This is a genomic window from Brevundimonas sp. (assembly GCF_023259385.1).
Classification (GTDB): domain Bacteria; phylum Pseudomonadota; class Alphaproteobacteria; order Caulobacterales; family Caulobacteraceae; genus Brevundimonas.
Window position 1 is genome coordinate 1 of the sequence record NZ_JAHFPF010000031.1, and the last position, 20,014, is coordinate 20,014.

Genomic DNA, 20,014 nt, shown 5'->3' on the forward strand with positions numbered 1-20,014 from the left:
CATCTCCGATGAGCGGGAAACCCTGCTGGAGACGGGCGGGGGTCTGAAGAAGGCCGCGCCGCTGCTGGGCGACGACCCGGTCTTCGTGGCCAATATCGACAGCGTCTGGCTGGATCGGGGCGACGCCCTGAATCAACTCGCCCGGTTGTGGAATCCGTCAATCATGGATGCCGCGCTTCTTCTCGCGCGGCGCGAAGGCTCCATTGGGTTCGAGGGCGAAGGGGATTTCTTCCTGGGCGACGACGGCAAGCTGACCTTCCGGGGCGAGGCGGCGTCCGCGCCCTTCGCCTACATGGGCGTGCACATCTGCCGGCCTGACTATGTCGCCGACGGTCCCGAGGGGGCCTTCTCGCTGAGCCAGTTCTGGCGCCGATCGGCGGCGGCCGGGCGGCTGTACGGCGTGGTCATGGACGGCGACTGGATGCACGTCGGCGACCCGCAGGCCCGCGACGAGGCCGAGGCGAAGCTGACTGGAGCGGTATGACCGCGCGGTTCGATCCCTTCGCCGGAGAGACCCCTCGTTGGTACGCGGTCGAGGCCTATCGCCCCTTCCTCGAGGATCTGGCGGCGGGCGTGCTGGACTGGCTGGGCGACAGGCCGCCCGAGACCCTGTCGGACGCGGTCATCCTGCTGCCCAACCGCCGCGCGGCGCGGGCCTTCACCGCCGCCCTGACGAAACAGGCGGGCGGTCGGCCGGTGCTGTTGCCTCAGGTCCGGCCGCTGGGGGATCTGGAAGAGGACGAACCGCCCTTCGCGCCGGGCGAGGTCGGGCTGGACCTGCCGCCGGCCATCGCCCCCCTGACCCGCCGCTTCGAGATGGCGCGGATGATCGTCGAGGAATTCCGCTCGGACCTGTCGCCCCTGCGCGCGCTGGAGCTGGCGGACGCGCTGGGCGGCTTCCTGGATTCCTGCCACCTGGAAGAGATCAAGGACATCGGCAAGGTCGCGACCCTGGTCGAGGGCGATCTGGCTGAACACTGGCGGGAATCAGCGCGGTTCCTCGGTCTCGCCGTCGAGACATGGCCGAAGCGGCTGGCCGCGCTCGGGCTGGTGGATCCCGCCTGGCGACGGGCGAAGCTGCTGCGGCTGCTGGCCGACAGCTGGGAGACGCGACCGCCCGAGCATCCGGTGATCGCCGCCGGCTCGACCGGTTCGGCGCCGGCCGCTGCAGACGTGCTGGCCGCAGTCGCCAAGGCGCCGCAGGGTTGCGTCGTCCTGCCTGGACTGGATGTCGACCTCGATCCGGCGGTCTGGTCCCGGTTGGGAGACAACGAGCAACACCCGCAGAACGCCCTGTGGCGATTGCTCGAGGGCCGGGTCGAGCGCGAGGCCGTACGCCCCTGGTTCCGCCCGTCCGTTGAACCCGCCCTGGAGGCGCGCGGCCGCGCCCGCCAGCGGCTGCTCAACGAGGCCCTGCGGCCCGCCGACGCCACCGACGACTGGCGCAAGCTGATCCGCGCCATGCGCGCCGAGGCGGCGGGGACCCAGTCGGCCGATCCCATCGCCGAGGGGCTGCGCGGCCTGTCGGTGGTCACGGCTCGAGCCGAGGAGGATGCGGCGGCGGCCATCGCCCTGATGATGCGCGAGGCGCTGGAGACGCCGGGCAAGACCTGCGCCCTGGTCACGCCCGATCTGGCGCTGGGCCGCCGGGTGGCGGCGCGGCTGGAGCGCTGGGGCGTCAGCGCCGACGTGTCCTCGGGCCAGCCCCTGTCGCGCATGGCCGGCGGGCGGCTGGTCGATCTCGCGGTCCGCTTCATCGCCGACCCGCTGGATCCCCACGCCCTGCTGGGCCTGCTCAAACATCCGCTGGTCCGGCTGGACCTTGGCGAGACAGACTTCCGGGCCGCGGTCGAGGCGCTGGAGGCCTTCGCCCTGCGCGGTCCGCGCCGCCGTGACTGGTCCCGCGCGCGCAAGGCCCTGTTCGAGGCGGGACAGCCACGCGACGACGGACGGGTTCCGTCGGATGTCACGCAGGAGAGACTACTGGCCGCGCGGCTCTTGCTGGACCGCCTCGAGGCCCTGTTCGCCGAAGCGAGGACGCCGTTCGTGGACGAGGCCCCGCTGGACGCCGCGGCGCGCGCCCTAACGGCGCTGATCGAGGCGGTGGCGGGGCAGGACGCCTGGGCCGGACCGGACGGGGAGGCGGCGGCCGGCCTGCTGTCGGCCCTGATCGAGGGCGGCGGGTCCCTGGGCGCCGTGTCGCGCGCCGACTTCGCCGAACTGGTTCACGGCCTGTTGACCGACGAGACGGTGCGCACCGGCGGAGCGACCCAGCCGCGCCTGCGCATCCTCGGCGCCATCGAGGCCCGTCTGGTGCGGGCCGACCGCATGATCCTGGCCGGACTGGAGGAGGGAGTCTGGCCCAACGCCGCCCCGACCGATCCCTTCCTGTCGCGTCCCATGCGCGGGACAATGCAACTCCCGCCGCCCGAGCGGCGCCTGGGCCAGACGGCGCAGGACTTTGTCCAGGCGGCCAGCGCCGACGAGGCCATACTGGTGCATTGCGAGCGGCGCGGCGGCCAGCCGGCGGTCAAGTCGCGCTGGCTGTGGCGGCTGGAGATGCTGACGCGGGGCGCCGACACGCCCACGACGCCGGTGTCGATCGCCCGACCATCCGCCGTCCTGGATCAGGCGCGGACGCTGGACGCGCCCGCGCGCCTGACGCCCGAATATGCGCCCCGACCCGCGCCGCGCCCGCCCGTGGACCGGCGCCCGCGCGAGCTGCCGGTGACCGGGGTCGAGCGCTGGGTGCGCGATCCCTACGCCGTCTATGCGCGTTATGTCCTGAATCTGAGACAACTCGACCGGCCGGGTCAGTCGGCCGAGGCGATCGCGCGGGGGAACGCCGTCCACAAGGCGGTTGAACGGCTGACCCTGTCCTGGCCCGACGTCCTGCCCGAGGACAGCGCCGACCAGCTGGAACGGTTGCTGCTGGAGGAGCTGACCTCGGCCGGGTTCGAGGACGCGGCCATGGCGCGGGAGACGCCGCTGGCTCGCAACAGCGCGGTCTGGCTGGCCGGGTTCGAGGCTGAACGCCGGGCGCGCGGGGTGGAAATTCGGGTCGAGGAACGGGTCGAGATGCTGATCCCGGCCCCGGCGGGACCGTTCAAGCTGACCGCCAAGGCCGACAGGATCGAACTGTCGGCCACGGGCGCGGCGGTGCTGGACTTCAAGACCGGCTCCATCCCCTCGCCGAAACAGGTGCGCACCGGCTTCTCGCCCCAGCTGACCCTGACCGGGGCCATCCTGGCCGAGGCCGGGCTGAAGGATGCCGGGCCGGTCGAGCCGGAGGAGTTGACCTATGTCCGCGTCGTCGGCCGCAAGGAGCCGGGGCAGGCCGCGGTGCGGGCGGCGGGCGCGGAGGCGATGGCCCTGTCGCAGGCGGCGCTGGCGGGGCTGACCGCGCGGATCGAGCGGTTCGACCATGAGGAGACGCCCTATCTCAGCTGGGTCGCGCCGCAGTTCATGGGCAATTTCGGCGGCAACTACGACCACCTGGCGCGGGTCTGGGAGTGGCATGTGGTCGGCGGCGACGAGGGGGATGCGGAATGAGCGCGCGCATCCTGCCTGATCCCGCCCAGATCGCCGCCGCGGACCCCGGCCAGTCGGTCTTCGTCACCGCCAACGCCGGCTCGGGCAAGACCTCGACCCTGGTCGACCGGGTGGCGCGGCTGCTGCTGCGCGAGGTCCAGCCGGGCGAGATCCTGTGCGTGACCTACACCAAGGCCGCCGCCGCGGAGATGCAGGCGCGGCTGTTCGACCGGCTGGGCGAATGGGCGGTGATGGACGACGCCGGCCTGGCGCAGTCGCTGGCCGATCTGGACGGGCGCGATCCGGCCCGCCTGTCGGGGCCGGAGCTGTCGGACGCGCGCCGTCTGTTCGCCAAGGCGCTGGAGACGCCGGGCGGACTGAAGATCCAGACCATCCACGCCTTCTGCGAAAAGCTGCTGCGCCGTTTCCCCATCGAGGCCGGGGTGACGCCGGGCTTCACCGTGCTGGAGAACGAGGCGGCGACGGCCCTGTCGCATTCGGCGCGCGAGGATCTGGCCCGGGCCGCCCTGCGCGACGCCGACGGCGTGATCGGCCAGGCCTACAGCCATTTCGCGGTCGAGCTGGACTGGGCCTCGTTCCAGTCGCTGCTGGCCATGATCGAGACCGAACGGGACAAGCTGGTCGCCTATACCGCCCGCGTCGCCGATGGGACGGCCCCGGGGCCCCATGCGGTGGCGGGCGCCCATCCCGAGGACACGGTCGAGGGGCTGGAGGGCGACTTCATCCGATACCTCGACCGGGGCCAGTGGCTGGAGACGGCGACGGCCATGGCGACGGGCTCGACCAACGACCAGAAATGCGCCGACCGGATGCGGGAGGCGGCCTGGACCTTCCCCGGGCTGGCCAATGTCTTCCTGACCGGGGGCGAGCCGCGCAAGGCCATGGCGACGGCCAAGGCGCCGCCCGCGGCGGGCGCCTGGCTAACGGATCTGCAGCTGAAGTACGTCGCCGTGCTGGAGCGGCTGAAGCGGGTGCGGGTGGCGCGCGACACCATCCACGTCCTGACCCTGGCCCAGGCCCACGCCCACCTCTATGACCAGGCCAAGATCGCCAAGGGCGCGCTCGACTTCGGCGATCTGGTCGCGCGCACGGTGGACCTGCTGACCCGCCGCGCCTCGGCGGCCTGGGTGCTCTACAAGCTGGACGGCGGAGTCGAGCACGTACTCGTCGACGAGGCGCAGGATACCGCGCCCCAGCAGTGGGACATCCTAAAGGCCCTGACCGAGGGCTTCTTCGCGGGCGAGGGCGGGCGGCGCTTCACCCCCATGCCGGCCTCGGGGGAGAGGCTGGACCGGACGGTCTTCGCCGTCGGCGACGAGAAGCAGTCGATCTACTCCTTCCAAGGGGCCCGGCCCGAGCGTTTGCGGCAGGAGGCCCGGCGCTATGACATGCTGGCGCGGGGCGCGGACGCCCGGTTCGAGGGCGTGGAGCTGGCCAAGTCCTTCCGCTCGACGCCGGAGGTGCTGGGCTTCGTCGACGCCGTGTTCGAGGGCGCCGAGCGGACCCGCGCCCTGGTCGGCGCCGGGCTGGCGGCCATCCCGCCCCATGCCGCCATGCGCGAGGGCCAGGCCGGATCGGTCGACCTGTGGCCGCTGCACGAGGAGATCAAGGGACCGGAGCGCGAAGCCTGGGATGCGCCGGTGGACCATGAGTCCGTCGCCTCGGCGCGCAAGCGGCTGGCCGCCGACCTTGCCGCGGACATCAGGCGTCAGGTGGAGACCGGCGTGGCCGTGTACGATCGCCGGACGCGGCAGCCGCGGGCGTCGGGCTATGGCGACTTCCTGATCCTGGTGCGCCGGCGCGACGCCACCTTCGAGGAGATCATCCGCGCCCTGAAGTCGGCGGGCGTGCCCGTGGCGGGGGCGGACCGGCTGAAGCTGTCGTCGCACATCGTCTTCGACGACCTGATCGCGCTCGCCCGCTTCGTCCTCTATCCCGACGACGACCTGTCGCTGGCGGGGGTGCTGCGCAGCCCCTTCTGCGACGTGGACGAGGACAGCCTGTTCGCCCTGGCCGGGGCGACGGCGAAGCGCGGCCGGTTGTGGCGGGAACTGCGCGACCGGGCCGGGGAGCGGCTGGAGTGGTCTCGCGCGCGAGACATGCTGCAGTTCGCCCTGTCGGCGCGGGATCGCGATCCGTTCGGCTTCTTCTCGGCCCTGCTGAACCGCGTGGACGAGACCGGAGTCTCGGGCCGGGCGCGGGTGCTGCGCCGCCTGGGCCGCGAGGCCGAGGAGGCGATCGACGAGACCCTGAACCAGGTGCTGGCCGCCGAGGATCGCGGCGCGGTGGATCTGGAAACCTGCGTCGCCCGGCTGGAGGCCGCGGACGTCGAGGTGAAGCGCGAGCTGGAGGGCCCACGCGGCGAGGTGCGGGTCATGACCGTACACGGGGCCAAGGGGCTGGAGGCGCCGGTGGTCATCCTGCCGGACACCACCAGCCGCGCGAAGGCGCAGGGGCCGGCCCTGATGCCGGTGGCGCTGGAGGACGGTTCAGAGGCGTGGCTGATGTGCCCCGGCCGCTCGGCGGATGACTGCGAGGCCTCCGCGGCCGCACGCGACGCCCGGCAGGCGCGCACCGACGCCGAGACCCTGCGCCTGCTCTACGTCGCCCTGACACGCGCCCGCGACCGGATCGTGATCATGGGTCGGGGAAGCACGAAGACGAAGACGGGCTTTGACGAGGGCAGCTGGTGGGATGTCCTGACCGGGACCTTCGATCAGCTCGGCGACCGGGTGCATGAGGCGGACGGGGTGCGCCGGTTCGGCGCCGATCCGGCCCGGCTTCCACCGCAGGGAGCCGCGACCGCGGCCATGATGGTCGTTCCGGCCTGGGCGGGGGTATCGCCGACGCCCGATCCGACCGCGCGCATCGCGGCGCCGTCGCAGATGGAAGAAGTGCTGCGTCTGCCCGCCCCGTCGCCGCTGGCCGTGGCGGCGGGCAGCCTCGGCCGGTTCCGGCGCGGCGACCTGATCCACCGCCTGCTGGAGCGGTTGCCCGAGATCGCGGCGGCCGATCGGCCCGACGCGGCGCGACGCCTGCTGTCCCGTGAGCGAGACCTCAGCGAGGATCAGCGCGGCGAGATGATCGCCGCCGCCTTCTCGGTGCTGGAGGACGCCCGCTTCGCCCCGGTGTTCGGCCCCGGCTCGCGGCCTGAGGTGGCCCTCACCGGACGGGCGGCGGGCGTCGCCGTCTCCGGGCGGATGGACCGGCTGGTGATCACGCCGGACAGGGTCCTGGTCGTCGACTACAAGACCAACCGCCCGGCCCCGGACCGGATCGAAGACGCCGATCCGGCCTATGTGCTGCAGCTGGCCATCTACGTCTCGATATTGAGACAGCTCTATCCCGACCGCCCGGTCGAGGCGGCGCTGGTCTGGACCGACGGGCCTAAGCTGATGCCCGTGCCCGCCGCCCTGATGGACGCCGCCCTAGTCCGTTGATTTGCCGCCTCCGGCATCCCACATCGACTGCAACGGGCCGGAATCACCCTATGATGGCCGGCTGATTTTATGAGGCGCGCCTGCCTGGCGGGCCGCCAGGAGAACCGCAATGGCCACCGTCAAGGTCACCGACGAAAGCTTCGAAGCCGATGTGCTGAAGGCGTCCCAGCCCGTGCTGGTCGATTTCTGGGCGGAGTGGTGCGGCCCCTGCAAGCAGATCGGTCCGGCGCTGGAGCAGATCGCCGACGAACTGCAGGGCCAGGTCACCATCGCCAAGGTCAATATCGACGACAGCCCGATGGTCCCGTCCAAGCTGGGCGTGAAGGGCATCCCGACCCTGATGCTGTTCAAGGACGGCCAGATGGCCTCGATGAAGGTCGGAGCCATGCCCAAGGGCAAGATCGTCGAATGGCTGGCTGAAAGCGGCATCACCTCCGCCTCGTCCGCCACCGCCTGACCGTCAGGTCGGCCAGGTCTCGCGCGCCGCGCCCAAGACCTCGCCGGCCAGATACAGCGACCCGCAGATGACCACGCGCCCGGCCCCGAGCCGGAGCGCGTGCGTCAGCGCCTGTTCCACGGTTCCCGCCGCCGTCGCGCCCAGGCCGTTGCCGCGCGCCACCGCCGCCAGCGCCTCGGGTTCGGCGGCCGCGCCGTCGAAGCCGACGGTGAAGACGGTCGCGCCGGACTCCTTCAGCGCCTCGAAGAAACCGCCGGCGTCCTTGTTGCCCAGCATGCCGACGATCAGGGCCGTGGGCCGGGGCGCCGAGGCCTGACGTCGGGCCAGGGTCAGGGCCAAGGCCCGGGCGGCGTGCGGATTGTGCCCGCCGTCCAGCCACAGCTCGGCATCGGCGGCCCGGGCGGCTTCGGCATAGGGGCCTTCGGTCAACCGCTGCATCCGGGCCGGCCATCGCACGGTCCGCAGGCCTTCAGCGATCGCGGCCTCGGGCAGGTCCAACTCCAGCGCGGCGGCGACGGCCAGGCCCGCGTTGTCGATCTGATGCGGTCCCGCCAGGGCGGGCGCGGGCAGGTCGAGGAAGCACTCCTGATCCTGGAAGGCCAGCCCCCCGCGCTCGGCCCAGGCGTCGAAATCCACGCCCATGACGGTCAGGGGCGCGCCCACGGCCAGGGCGGCGGCCTCGATGGCCTCCATCGCCTCCGGGTCCTGCCGCGCGATCAGGCCGCGCGCGCCGGGCTTGAGGATGCCCGCCTTCTCCACGGCGACGCCGCGCAGCGAGGTTCCGAGGAACTCGGCATGGTCCAGATCGACCGGGGTGATCAGGCTCAGCAGCGGGCGTTCGATGACGTTGGTGGCGTCCAGAACACCGCCCAGCCCGACCTCGATAACGGCCAAGTCGGCGGGGGTCTCGCTCATGGCCACGAAGGCGGCGGCCGTGGTGCTTTCGAACACCGTCGCCTCGCTCGCCACCACCTCGATGCGGTCGAGGATGCCGTTCAGGGCCTCGTCGGTGATCAGTTCGCCCGCCAGCCGGATGCGCTCGTTGAAGCGCACCAGATGGGGCGAGGTATAGACGTGGACCTTCAGCCCTGCGGCTTCGGCGATGGCGCGGAGCAGGGCGACGGTCGAGCCCTTGCCGTTGGTGCCCGCGACGTGGATGACCGGCGGCAGGCGATGCTGCGGCTCGCCCAGCGCCGCGCACAGGACACGCATCCGGTCCAGCGACAGGTCGATGCGCTGGGGGTGCCGCGCGCGCAGGCGTTCGGAAATCGGGTCCATGGCCGCTTTTTACGCGGCCCGGCGCTTCCCGCCCATCAGCATCGACAGGATCTGGCCGAGGGTGTGCGGCAGGTCGGCGCGGGCGACGACCTTGTCGACCATGCCCTTTTCCTGAAGGTACTCGGCGCGCTGGAAGCCCGGGGGCAGTTTCTCGCGGATGGTCGCCTCGATGACGCGCGGACCGGCGAAGCCGATCAGGGCGCCCGGCTCGGCCAGGTGGACATCGCCCAGCATGGCGTAGCTGGCGGTGACGCCGCCCGTGGTCGGATCGGTCAGCACCACGACGAAGGGCAGTTGGGCCGCCTTCAGCTCCTGGATGGCCAGGGTGGTGCGGGCCATCTGCATCAGGCTGAGCGCGCCCTCCTGCATCCGCGCCCCGCCTGCGGCGGTGAAGCAGACCAGGGGCACGCCGCGGGCGACGGCCGCCCGGGCCGCGGCGATGAAGGCTTCGCCCGCGGCCATGCCCAGGGAGCCGCCCATGAAGGTGAAGTCCTGGACGATGACGACGGCTTCGCTGCCGCCGACCTCGCCGAAGCCGATGGCCATGGTGTCCTTGCGGCCGGCGGCCTTGCGGGCCGCGTTGAGGCGGTCCTTGTAGGGCTTGCCGTCCGAGAATTTCAGCGGGTCCTCGGGCACCTCAGGCGTCTCGATAGACTCGTAGGCGCCGTCGTCGAAGGTGAAGCGCAGCCGCGTCGGCGCGTCGATGCGCATGTGACGGCCCGACGGCGTGACCCACAGGGCGCCTTCCAGGTCCGAGCGGTACAGCATGTCGCCCGTGTCGGGGTCCTTGACCCACAGATTGTCGGGCGTGTCGCGCCGGCTGACGATCTTGCGGACGCCGGGTGCGAAGCGGGACAGCCAGCCGCCGCGCTTCTCCTGCTGGGGTTTGTTCTTGTCGACCATGGGCGCGCTTTAGACGGTTTCTGCCGCGCGCGCACCCTTCACGGCGTCCGCGAGGCTGCGCACCTTGGCCAGAACGCGCGGGGCGGCGGGTTCGTTCGCCGCCAGGGCCGCGGCGACCTCGTCCACCAGCACCGAGCCGGCGACCACCGCGTCGGACACGCGCGCCACCTCGGCGGCCCGCTCGGGCGTCTTGATGCCGAAGCCGACCGCGACCGGCAGGCCCGAAGCCTTGCGCACCCGTTCGACCGCCGGGGCGACCGAGCCGGCCTGGGCTTCCTTGACCCCCGTCACGCCCGCCACGGAGACGTAGTAGACGAAGCCCGAGGTGCGTTCGGCGATGATCTTCAGCCGGTCGTCGTCCGAGGTCGGCGTGGCCAGGCGGATCAGCGAAACCTGATGGGCGTCCAGGGCGTCGGTGAGGGGATCGGCCTCTTCCGGCGGGCAGTCGACGACGATGACCCCGTCCACGCCGCTGGCCGCCGCGTCGCGGGCGAAGGCCTCGTGGCCGTAGCTCTCGATGGGGTTCAGATAGCCCATCAGGATCAGCGGGGTGTCGGCGTCGCCGTCACGGAAGGCCTTGGCCAGCTCCAGCGTGCCCTTCAGCGTCAAACCCGCCTTCAGGCCGCGCAGGGCGGCGCGTTGGATCGGCGGCCCTTCGGCCATCGGATCCGAGAAGGGGAAGCCCAGTTCGATGATGTCGGCGCCGGCGGCGGGCAGGCCGCGCAGAATCTCCAGCGCCTCGTCGCGCGAGGGGTCGCCGGCCATGACATAGGCGACGAAGCCGGCCCGGCCCTCCGCCTTGAGGGCGGAGAAGCGGGCGTCGATGCGTTGGGTGGTCATTGGGCGTTCGGTGCGGGGAGTGAGTTTAGGGACAGGCAGGTCTGCCCGGCCTGGTTGACCACCCCGACGTAGCCGGGGGTGTCCGGGCGGGATTCGGGCTGAATCTCGACATCCCAGAAGCCGAAGATGATCATCCGATCGCACTTCCCGTCCGCCAGGGGCTTCTGCAACCAGATCGAGCTTGAGGTCTGGGTGAGGGGAACCCAACCATTGCGCTGGGCTTCGCCCGCGAAGGTATAGGCGACCTGCGGGATGTACTGCATCGGAGCGGTCACGCAGCGCATCGGCACGCCCGGGCCGGCGATCCGTTCCGTCAGGCCGCCGCAGTCGGGGGAGGGCGAGAGCCCGGGCGTCTGGGTCGCGGCTTGCGGGGCCGCTGCGAGGGCGGCGACGAGGGCGAGGACGCTCAGCATCATTGTCTCGGGGCGGGCGGGCCGGAGATCGGCCCGGCCGGCGCGGCGGCGCAGACGTTGCCGGGAATGGCGGCGAAGGCCAGCCAGGCCGCAGCGCCCGGCGCCGGCACGCGGGTGTCGTCGGCGAAGGCGAGCATCTGGAAGCCGTCGCAGCCGCCATCCGGCTTGCGCTTGACGTAAATGATCAGGTTGTTGTCCCCGCCGGCGGCGAGCCAGCCCTGTTCCTGGAAGGCGGCGCTGTAGGCGTCGACCGCATCGTTGACGCCGGCCTGGGTCGTCGTCACGCAGAAGGCCTGCTGGGCGATGGCGGTCTTGCCGCCGCAGGTCGGATCGGCGGTGACCCGCTCCAGCTCCGGAATCTCCACCTGCAGGGCCGCCGGCGGCGTCTGGGCCATGACCAGGGTCGGGGCGGTCGCCGCGCACAGGGCCGCGGCGGCGGCCAGAATGAGGGTCTTCATGATACGCTAGAGCTCCACGCCCAGATGCTTCGCGACGGCGAAGATGTCCTTGTCGCCCCGCCCGCACATATTCAGCACGACATCGCCGCCCTTGCCCACTTCTTTTGCGATCTCGCCGACGCGGGCGAGCGCATGGCTGGGCTCCAGGGCGGGAATGATCCCTTCCAGCTTCGAGCACAGCTGGAAGGCCTCGAGGGCTTCCTGATCGGTGGCGGCGCGGTACTCCGCCCGGCCGATGTCCTTCAGCCAGGCGTGCTCGGGCCCGATGCCGGGATAGTCGAGGCCGGCGGAGATCGAATGGCCTTCCAAGATCTGGCCGTCGTCGTCCTGCAGCAGATAGGTGCGGTTGCCGTGCAGCACGCCCGGGCGGCCGCCCTGGATGGAGGCGGCGTGGTCCGGACCGTCCAGCCCGCGGCCCGCGGCCTCGACGCCGATCAGGCGCACGCCCGCGTCCTCGATGAAGGGATAGAACAGGCCGATGGCGTTGGAGCCGCCGCCGATGGCCGCCACGCAGGCGTCCGGCAGCTTCTCCTTGCGCGCCAGCATTGAGGCGCGCGCCTCGCGGCCGATCACCGACTGGAAGTCGCGCACCATGGCCGGATAGGGGTGCGGTCCGGCGGCGGTGCCGATCAGGTAGTAGGTGTCCTCGACGTTGGTGACCCAGTCGCGCATCGCCTCGTTCATGGCGTCCTTGAGCGTGCCTCGGCCCGAGGTGACCGGGATCACCTCCGCGCCCAGCAGCTTCATGCGGAAGACGTTGGGCGACTGACGCTCCACGTCGGTGGCGCCCATGTAGACGATGCATTTCAGGCCGAAGCGGGCGCAGACGGTGGCGGTGGCCACCCCGTGCTGGCCGGCGCCGGTCTCGGCGATGATGCGGGTCTTGCCCATGCGCATGGCCAGAAGAATCTGGCCCATGCAGTTGTTCACCTTGTGGGCGCCGGTGTGGTTCAGCTCGTCGCGCTTGAACCAGATATCCGCCCCGCCGTGGTGCTCGGTCAGGCGCTCGGCGAAATACATCGGGCTGGGGCGGCCGACATAGTCGGTCAGGAAGCCGTCCAGCTCGGCCTGGAACGAAGGGTCCGCCTTGGCGGCCTCATAGGCGTCGTTCAGCTCATGGATGAGCGGCATCAGTGTCTCGGCCACGAACCGTCCGCCATAGGGGCCGAACCGGCCCTCCGCGTCAGGGAAACTGTAGCTGTTGGGCAGGATGGCGTTCACGGGGCAAACTCGCGCGGAGATCAGGCGGTCCGGACGGCCTCGAGGAAGGCCGCGATCCGGGCCGGGTCCTTAACACCCGGCGCGCTTTCCACGCCAGAGGACACGTCCACGAGGGGAGCGCCGGAAATCCGCACCGCCTCGCCGACATTGTCGGGATTCAGCCCGCCCGCGACGAACCACGGATGCCGAAAGGCCCGACCGGCCAGCAGGGTCCAGTCGAACCGGGCCCCGACCCCGCCCGGCAGATCCGATCCTTCCGGCGGTTTTGCGTCGAACATCAGATGATCGGCGAAGGGCTCCCAGGCGACGGCGTCGTCGAAATCCTCCTGGGCGCGGATCGGCAGGGCCTTGATGATCCCCGCCCCGGTCAGGACCCGCACCTGTTCGGCACGGGCCGGGGTCTCGGACCCGTGCAGCTGGATCAGATCCGGCTTCAGGATCAGGGCGATCTCGGTCAGCAGGGCGTCGTCGGCGTCGACCGTGACGGCCACGATCCTGGCCTTGCCCGGTCCCTGGCCGCGCGCGCGCTCGAACAGCGTCGCGGCGTGGAGGGGGGCGATGTGGCGCGGACTCCTGGGGAAGACGACCGCGCCGACGAAGGCCGCGCCGCCTGCCAGGGCCGCATCCAGCGTGTCAGGCGTGGTCAGTCCGCAAATCTTGGCCCGGGTCATGCCCGGCAGGTGCGCTCGCCGCCGGTCGGGGTCAAGGCCGGTACAGGTCGGCGTCCGGATCGCTGCCGCCGCGTATCGCAGCCGACACGATCTGGCTGGCGATGACGGAGTAGGTGATGCCGTTGCCGCCGAAGCCCATGACCGCCCAAGCGTGGTCCATGTCCGGCACGGGGCCGATCGACGGCAGGCCGGTCGCGCTTTCCCCAAACGCCCCGGCCCAGCTGTAGTCGATCTCGAACTCGATATCGGGCAGCAGTCGCTTCAGCTTGGCTGTGATCGTCGCGCATTTGCGCTTCAGCTTGGCCTTGTCGGCGTGAGCCGTGGGCGACGGCTCGTCTTCGCCGCCGACGATCAAACGCCCGTCGCCGCCCATGCGGAAATACAGGTATGGATCGGACGCCTCCCAGACGAGCGTGTCCCGCAGCCAGGCTGGGCAGCGCTGGCGCGGCGTCGACGCCATGGCCCAGGTCGAGATCACCTTCGCGCCGGGCGTCGGAACGGCCTTCGGAAACTCGTAACCGCAGCAGAAGATCACCGTCCCGGCCCGCACCGGATGATGGGCGTCCGTCAGCAGGGTGACGCCGTCGGGGTCGCTGACCGCCTCCAGCACCTCGACCGGGGAATAGACCTTCGCCCCGCGGTCCGCCGCGCGGCGCAGCAGGCCGGCGGCCAGCCGGGCCGGGTCGCCGCTGGCTGAGCCATGGCTCAACACGGCGCCGGTGCGGTCGACGCCGAAGCGCTCGCGCAGGTCGGCGGGTCCAATATAGGCGCTGTCCAGGCCGATCGCGGCGCGGGCGTCCGCCTCCGCCGCCAGGGCGCGATGGCCGTATTCGTCGCCGGCGAGATAGAGGGTCGCCTTGTCTTTCAGCCCGCAGCGGATCCGGTCATCAGCGACGATCCGCTTTAGATCATCAATGGCCGACCGCGATCTCAGATAGGCCCGTCTCGCCTTCGCCTGCCCGATGCGATCCGCCAGCGCCGTCAGCGGCAGGTCGATCTCCCACTGCAGCAGGGCGGTCGAGGCCACCGTCGAGCCCATCAGCGGCGGACGCCGATCCAGCACGGCGACCGAGTGATCGCGGCTCAGCTCGTGCGCCATGAAGGCTCCGCTGATCCCCGCGCCGACGATGGCGACATCCACCGAGACGGCCGTCTCCAGCGGCCGCACGGGCACGCCCAGCCCGGGGCTGTCCGCCCAGAGGGACCGGCCGGTCCTGAGATCGCGTTTGAGGGTGGCCCCGGTCATGCCGTCTCCGCAGAAGCGGAGCCTTAGCGGGCGAGGGGCCCGCCGGTTCCGCTCAGTCTGCGGGCCCGGCGAAGATGGCGTCGATCTCGTCCGATGTCAGCAACCGCCATTCGCCCGGAGCGAGGTTGTCGGGCAGGGCCAGGCCGCCCAGCCGCTCGCGATGCAGGGCCTCGACGTGGTTGCCCAAGGCGGCGAACATCCGGCGGACCATGTGATAGCGGCCCTCGGTCACCGAGACCCTCGCCTCGGTGGGAGAGATCACTTCCAGCCCGGCGGGCTTCAGCGGCCGGTCGTCGTTCTCCAGCAGCAGTTCGCCCGAGGCGAACCGGGCGGCCTCCGAACCGTCCAGCGGGCGGGCCAGCGTGGCGCGATAGATCTTGGCGACGTTCTTCCTGGGGCTGATGACCCGGTGCAGCAGGTCGCCATCGTCCGTCATCAGCAGCAGACCGGACGTCTCCTTGTCGAGCCGCCCGATGGTCGAGATGGCCGGGTCACGGCGGCGCCAGCGGTCGGGCAGGACGTCATAGACCAGCGCCCCGTCCTCCTTGTGCGAACAGGTCATGCCCAGCGGCTTGTGCAGCAGGATGACGATGCCCTGCGGCGGATCCAGCGGCTCGCCGTCGATCTCCATCCGGGTGGGCAGATCCGGAGTCACCGGTATGCGCTTGGAGACATCGGTGATGTCGACGCCGTCCAGCACGATGCCGCCCGCCTTGCCCATGCGCGCCATCTCGGTGCGCGAGCCGTAGCCCAGCGAACCGAGCAGCTTGTCGACGCGCGATGTCGGGACTTTTTTCATGCCCTACCGCCCTTCGGGCTACTTGAGGGCGCGTTCACTTGATGGCCTCGAAGACCTTGTAGCCCCCGGCGTCAGCGGCCATCCGCACGCGCTTGAAGGCTTCGTTGATGTCGGCCTCGTAGGGCAGGTGGCGATTGGCGACCAGCCAAAGGACGCCGCCCTTCTTCAGCATGGCCGCGGCCTGCCGGATGAAGTTCTGGCCCAGCCGCTTGTCCTCGGCGCCGCCGTCGTGGAAGGGCGGATTGGTGACGATGAAGTCGAGGTCGCCGTTGACAGCCAGGGTGCGGACATCGGCCTGTTCGATAACGACCCGCGGATCCTCGACGTTGCGCCGCGCCGCCTCGACCGCACGACGGTCCAGATCGTAGAGGGCCAGGGCCGTGACCAGCGGCGAACGCAGCGCCACGGTGGCCAGCGCCCCGTAACCGCAGCCCAGGTCGGCGCCCGCGCCCTTCAGCGGAGGCAGGGTTTGGGCCAGAAGGGCCGAACCGGGGTCGATCCGGTCCCAGGCGAAGACGCCGGGCTGGGACCAGGCGTCCAGGCCGGGCACGAGGCGCGGCGCCCCGGCCTCGATGGCCGCGTCCAGACCGGTCAGGCCGTCGCCCTTGATCACCACACACCGACGATGATGGGCCTTGGCGCTCTCGCCGACCTCGGCGCCGAAGGCTTCCAACTCCTTCTTCAGCCGGGAGCCGCCCTTGTCCTTGGCGGCCATGACGTCCAGCCGTCCGCCCGGTTTCAGCGCCTTCAGCGCGAGGGCCAGGGTGTAGCGGCGCTCCAGCACGCCCGGCGGGGCGTAGATCATGATGCTGTCGGCCGACCCTTCGGACACGGTTTCGAGTGCTGTGGCGCCCGGGATCAGGGGCGAGGTCTGGGTCGCGTCGCCCGGCGGATCGAACACCGCCGGGGGGCGGCCATAGAGAAGCGTCGTCATCCGGCTCCTCTAGCGGACCACGACCCACGGTGACACCCCGGAACAAATCCGGCACAACCCCGCCATGCTCCCCGACTCGATCTCCGCCCCGCTCGCGCCGACCCTGATGGACGCGCGCGCGACGCTGGAGCGCGTCTGGGGTCACGCCGACTTCCGCGGACGGCAGGCCGAGGTGGTCGAGGAGATCCTGGCCGGGCGCGATGTGCTGGCGGTGCTGCCGACCGGCGGCGGCAAGTCGGTCTGCTACCAGATCCCGGCCATGCTGCGTCCCGGCCTCGGCCTTGTAGTGTCACCCCTGATCGCCCTGATGACCGATCAGGTCGAGGCGCTGAAGCAACAGGGTGTCTCGGCGGCGAGACTGGATTCCGGCGTCTCCATGGACGACCGCTCGGCCATCTGGCGCGCGGCGCGGGCGGGGGAGCTGGACCTGCTCTACGTCTCGCCCGAGGGGCTGGCCCAGCCGCACCTCATCGATCGCCTGCACGACCTGCCGCTGAGCCTGATCGCCATCGACGAGGCGCACTGTGTCTCGCAATGGGGACATGACTTCCGGCCCGACTACCGGACGCTGGGCCGGCTGGCCGAACTGTTCCCCGGCGTGCCGCGCATCGCGGTGACGGCGACCGCCGACGCCCGCACGCGCGAGGACATCGTCCGCTCCCTGCGGCTGGACGGCGCCAAGGTCGTCGTCGATAGCTTCGCCCGTCCCAACCTGCAGCTGTCGGCCATCCGCAAGGAGAACGGCTCGCGGGCCAAGACCGACGCGGCGGTGATCGACCTGGTGCGGCAGCGGCGCGGCAAGTCGGGCGTGGTCTATTGCGGCAGCCGCGACGGCTGCGAGCGGGTGGCCCAGGCGCTCCGCGACGCGGGGACCAACGCCATCGCCTATCACGCCGGCATGGACGCGCGGGAGCGCGACAAGCGGCTGGAGCGCTTCCTGGCCGAGGACGGGGCGGTGATGGTGGCGACCATCGCCTTCGGCATGGGAGTCGACAAGGCCGACGTGCGCTTCGTCATTCACGCCGACCCGCCCGGCTCGCTGGAGGCCTATTGGCAGGAGATCGGCCGGGGCGGACGCGACGGAGAACCGGCCGAGGGCATCACCCTGTACGGTCCCTCCGACATCGCCTGGACCCTGCGCCGACTTGACGGTCGCCCGATGGCCGAGGAGGTCAAGGCGGTGCAGGTGCGCAAGGCGCGCCAGCTGTTCGCCATGCTGGACGGCGCGACCTGCCGCCCCCAGACCGTGCGCCGCTATTTCGGCGAGACTGGCGCGGACCGCTGCGGCGTCTGCGACATCTGCCAGGACCCGCCCGCCCTGTTCGACGCGACCGTCCCGGCCCAGAAGGCGCTGGCGGCGGTGCAGCGGCTGGGCGAACGCTTCGGCAAGACCCGCATCGTCGATCACCTGCAGGGGCGGACGAAGGATGCACAGCCGTGGGAGACGGCGCTGTCCACCTGGAGCATCGGCGCCGACATCGCCTCGCACACCCTGCGCGACGTCATCGACCACCTGATGTTCGAGGGCCTGCTGGTCGAGGATCCGAACGAGGGCAAGCCGCTGGTCCGACTGGGCGACCCGGAGGCGGTGCGCGGCGTCTATCGCGGCGAACGGGTGATCGAGGTGCGGCTGACGCCCGCCCGGGTCTCGGCCCCGCGAGAACGGGTGCGAAACGGCCGCAACGCCGCGCTGGAGACCATGGACGCCGATGTCCGCGCCCGCTTCGAGTTGCTTCGCAACTGGCGCCGCGAGCGGGCCGCCGAACAGCGGGTGCCGCCCTATGTCATCTTCCAGGACAAGACCCTGCTGGAGATCGCCATCGCGGAGCCCGGCGATCTGGAGACGCTGGGCCACATCTCCGGCGTCGGCCAGACCAAGCTGGACCGCTACGGCAAAGGCGTTCTGGCGGCGCTATCAGCCTGAAGTCGATGCGCAGTCGAGCGTGCCGCTCGACGGAGTTCGTCTGGAAAAGATCGTTCGCCGCAGGTTTCGAACCGTGGTTGCACTAACGGTAGAGCTTTAGGGCATGCAGACGTATGATTGCGGCCATGCCCCTGCAGATACTCTTCGGCGATGACGAACATACGGCAAAGGACGGCCCTTACAGTCGCGTGCTCAAGACGCGGAAGTGGCTATATCTAGGAGCCGGCTTGGGGGCGTTTGTCGCCATGGGGTTGTATGATGAAGCGGCGGCGAAAGCCCTGCTTCAGGTCATAACGCTCCCGAACGGCGTCGTCAGAAACTTCCTGCTCGCCGGCATAGCGTACCTCTTGCTCCAGTACGTCATGCTCGTTGCCCAGTTGTCAGTCAGCTACGACCTGGTTCTTCGGGAGCGGCTGGCCTTCCGCCGCGAGGACGAACTCGCTGCCGGGCGTCAGAAAGTCAGCGAGGCGCAGCGAGGCCTCAACGACTATCAGGACCAGCGGCCAAGGGTTGCGCCCGAGGAGGTGACGGCAGCGCGCGAAAGCCTTCAGAAGGCGCTTTTCCAACTGGAGGAGATTCGCAGAAGGCCTGGCCGAACTGAGGGCAAAGAGCCCGGGAGCGGGATTGATCTGGACTCCTTGCAGGAGTTCGGCGCCAAGTCGGTCGTTGCGCAGGCTGAGGCCGAACTCGAAAGTCTGAGCGCCCGTCAAGCCCAGACCGAAGCTGATCTTCGCCGGGAAGACCCGATCAAACAGTCGCTGACGTTGTCGCTGCAGCAGGCGACCGGGGCGCTGGTCGCCCTCCAGCGCGAGGATCCCGCGCAGCGGATCGGATACCGCAAGATCGAGATTGGAATCGACGTCCTCAGGGTTCTGCCGCCTGCTGTTTTCGCCCTGCTTACGCTGGTGGCCCTCGCGGCGTCGGTCTTCTGAACATCGTCCAGAAGTCACACGATCATCCCGGTCATAGGGGTTAGCCCCACGGTCCCCGGGATGGCGGCTGATCGGTGACCGGCACAGACGTCACTGACGACCGGATCGGAGGAGACCCCACCATGACTGGGCGCGCCGCGGGGGCGCGGCCCATCTTTACGGCCAGGTCCATCAGGGCGCGGACGCGGTTGCCGGTGGCCGGGTGGGTCGAGAACAGGTTGTCGGCGCCCCGGCCCGCCAGCGGATTGATGATGAACAGCTGGCCCGAGGCCGGATTGCGCTCCGCGGTCGGGTTGTGGATGCGCTTGGCGTAGGCTTCGATCTTCTGCAGGGCGGAGGCGAGGGCGTTGGGGTCGCCGGCGATCTCGGCGCCGACGCGGTCAGCCTCGTACTCGCGCGACCGGCTGATGGCCATCTGAACCAGGCCCGCGGCCATGGGGGCGAGGATCATCAGGGCCAGGGTCCCGATAATGCCGCCTGGCCGCTCGCGGTCGTCGCCGCCGCCGAAGAAGAGGGCGAAATTCGCCAGCGCCGCGATGGCTCCGGCGATGGTGGCGGTGACCGTCATGGTCAGGGTGTCGCGGTTCTTCACGTGCGCCAGTTCGTGCGCCATCACGCCCCGGATCTCGTCTCGGGTCAGCATGTCCAGCAGGCCGGTGGTGGCGCAGACGGCGGCGTTCTGCGGGTTGCGGCCGGTGGCGAAGGCGTTGGGCTGGTCGTTGGGGATGATGGCGATCATCGGCCGCGGCAGGCCGGCGTCCCGCGCCATCTGCAGAATATCGGCGACATAGGTCCGCACCACGGCGTTGGGGTGGTTCTCGTCGACCGGCTGGGCCCGGTACATCTTCAGGACGATCTTGTCGGCGTTCCAGTAGCTGAACAGGTTCATTCCGCCCGCCACGACCAGCGCGATCAGCATGCCCGGCACGCGGCCGATCATGAAGCC

At 70.6% G+C, this 20,014-nt stretch carries 17 protein-coding genes; 6 read left to right on the forward strand and 11 right to left on the reverse strand.

Annotation, left to right across the window (positions count from 1 at the left end):
• From Q0C81_RS03910 to trxA, 4 genes are all read left to right on the forward strand, one after another.
• Positions 1-484 (forward strand): nucleotidyltransferase family protein (locus Q0C81_RS03910; protein ID WP_291833825.1); only part of this gene is annotated, 484 nt, incomplete at its 5' end.
• On the forward strand, positions 481-3,552 hold the full coding sequence (addB, locus tag Q0C81_RS03915; RefSeq protein ID WP_291833828.1) for a double-strand break repair protein AddB: 3,072 nt from the start codon (positions 481-483) through the stop codon (positions 3,550-3,552). The genes Q0C81_RS03910 and addB, both read left to right, overlap by 4 nt.
• The gene (gene addA, locus Q0C81_RS03920; protein ID WP_291833831.1) at positions 3,549-6,992 is read left to right on the forward strand and encodes a double-strand break repair helicase AddA; all 3,444 of its coding nucleotides are present in this window, start codon (positions 3,549-3,551) and stop codon (positions 6,990-6,992) included. The genes addB and addA overlap by 4 nt, the downstream gene beginning before the upstream one ends.
• A gap of 109 nt (positions 6,993-7,101) precedes the next feature.
• Positions 7,102-7,449 carry a thioredoxin gene (trxA, locus tag Q0C81_RS03925; protein WP_291833835.1) on the forward strand — a complete coding sequence of 116 codons (348 nt, stop codon included), beginning with the start codon at positions 7,102-7,104 and terminating at the stop codon, positions 7,447-7,449.
• A 3-nt stretch (positions 7,450-7,452) separates the two neighbouring features.
• Here trxA and Q0C81_RS03930 read toward each other — a convergent pair whose 3' ends face one another.
• The 10 genes from Q0C81_RS03930 to Q0C81_RS03975 are packed head-to-tail and all read right to left on the reverse strand — an operon-like array spanning position 7,453 to position 16,212.
• Positions 7,453-8,727, reverse strand: a complete 1,275-nt coding sequence (locus Q0C81_RS03930; protein WP_291833838.1) for a folylpolyglutamate synthase/dihydrofolate synthase family protein — start codon at positions 8,725-8,727, stop codon at positions 7,453-7,455.
• 9 nt (positions 8,728-8,736) lie between these two features.
• On the reverse strand, positions 8,737-9,630 hold the full coding sequence (locus Q0C81_RS03935) for an acetyl-CoA carboxylase carboxyltransferase subunit beta (RefSeq protein ID WP_291833841.1): 894 nt from the start codon (positions 9,628-9,630) through the stop codon (positions 8,737-8,739).
• A 9-nt stretch (positions 9,631-9,639) separates the two neighbouring features.
• Positions 9,640-10,470 carry a tryptophan synthase subunit alpha gene (gene trpA / locus Q0C81_RS03940; protein ID WP_291833844.1) on the reverse strand — a complete coding sequence of 277 codons (831 nt, stop codon included), beginning with the start codon at positions 10,468-10,470 and terminating at the stop codon, positions 9,640-9,642.
• Positions 10,467-10,883 (reverse strand): hypothetical protein, encoded by a 417-nt coding sequence (locus tag Q0C81_RS03945; protein WP_291833847.1) that lies wholly within the window; start codon positions 10,881-10,883, stop codon positions 10,467-10,469. Before Q0C81_RS03945 ends, trpA begins: the two co-directional genes overlap by 4 nt.
• On the reverse strand, positions 10,883-11,341 hold the full coding sequence (locus Q0C81_RS03950; protein WP_291833852.1) for a hypothetical protein: 459 nt from the start codon (positions 11,339-11,341) through the stop codon (positions 10,883-10,885). Before Q0C81_RS03950 ends, Q0C81_RS03945 begins: the two co-directional genes overlap by 1 nt.
• A 6-nt stretch (positions 11,342-11,347) precedes the next feature.
• Positions 11,348-12,562, reverse strand: a complete 1,215-nt coding sequence (gene trpB / locus Q0C81_RS03955) for a tryptophan synthase subunit beta (protein ID WP_291833855.1) — start codon at positions 12,560-12,562, stop codon at positions 11,348-11,350.
• Positions 12,563-12,582: 20 nt separating this feature from the next.
• Positions 12,583-13,233 (reverse strand): phosphoribosylanthranilate isomerase, encoded by a 651-nt coding sequence (locus Q0C81_RS03960; RefSeq protein ID WP_291833859.1) that lies wholly within the window; start codon positions 13,231-13,233, stop codon positions 12,583-12,585.
• Between the two features lie 31 nt (positions 13,234-13,264).
• Positions 13,265-14,479 (reverse strand): FAD-binding oxidoreductase, encoded by a 1,215-nt coding sequence (locus tag Q0C81_RS03965; protein WP_291833863.1) that lies wholly within the window; start codon positions 14,477-14,479, stop codon positions 13,265-13,267.
• Positions 14,480-14,531: 52 nt separating this feature from the next.
• Positions 14,532-15,278 carry a 16S rRNA pseudouridine(516) synthase gene (locus Q0C81_RS03970; RefSeq protein WP_291833867.1) on the reverse strand — a complete coding sequence of 249 codons (747 nt, stop codon included), beginning with the start codon at positions 15,276-15,278 and terminating at the stop codon, positions 14,532-14,534.
• A 34-nt stretch (positions 15,279-15,312) separates the two neighbouring features.
• On the reverse strand, positions 15,313-16,212 hold the full coding sequence (locus Q0C81_RS03975) for a class I SAM-dependent methyltransferase (RefSeq protein ID WP_291833870.1): 900 nt from the start codon (positions 16,210-16,212) through the stop codon (positions 15,313-15,315).
• A 64-nt stretch (positions 16,213-16,276) separates the two neighbouring features.
• Between Q0C81_RS03975 and recQ the strand changes: the two genes are divergently transcribed.
• Both recQ and Q0C81_RS03985 read left to right on the forward strand, forming a co-directional pair.
• The gene (gene recQ, locus Q0C81_RS03980) at positions 16,277-18,136 is read left to right on the forward strand and encodes a DNA helicase RecQ (RefSeq protein WP_291833873.1); all 1,860 of its coding nucleotides are present in this window, start codon (positions 16,277-16,279) and stop codon (positions 18,134-18,136) included.
• A 125-nt stretch (positions 18,137-18,261) separates the two neighbouring features.
• Positions 18,262-19,068: a hypothetical protein gene (locus Q0C81_RS03985; protein ID WP_291833876.1), complete on the forward strand. Its 807-nt coding sequence runs from the start codon at positions 18,262-18,264 to the stop codon at positions 19,066-19,068.
• A gap of 40 nt (positions 19,069-19,108) precedes the next feature.
• Here Q0C81_RS03985 and htpX read toward each other — a convergent pair.
• Positions 19,109-20,014: zinc metalloprotease HtpX (gene htpX, locus Q0C81_RS03990; RefSeq protein ID WP_291833879.1), on the reverse strand; the 906-nt coding region annotated here is incomplete at its 5' end.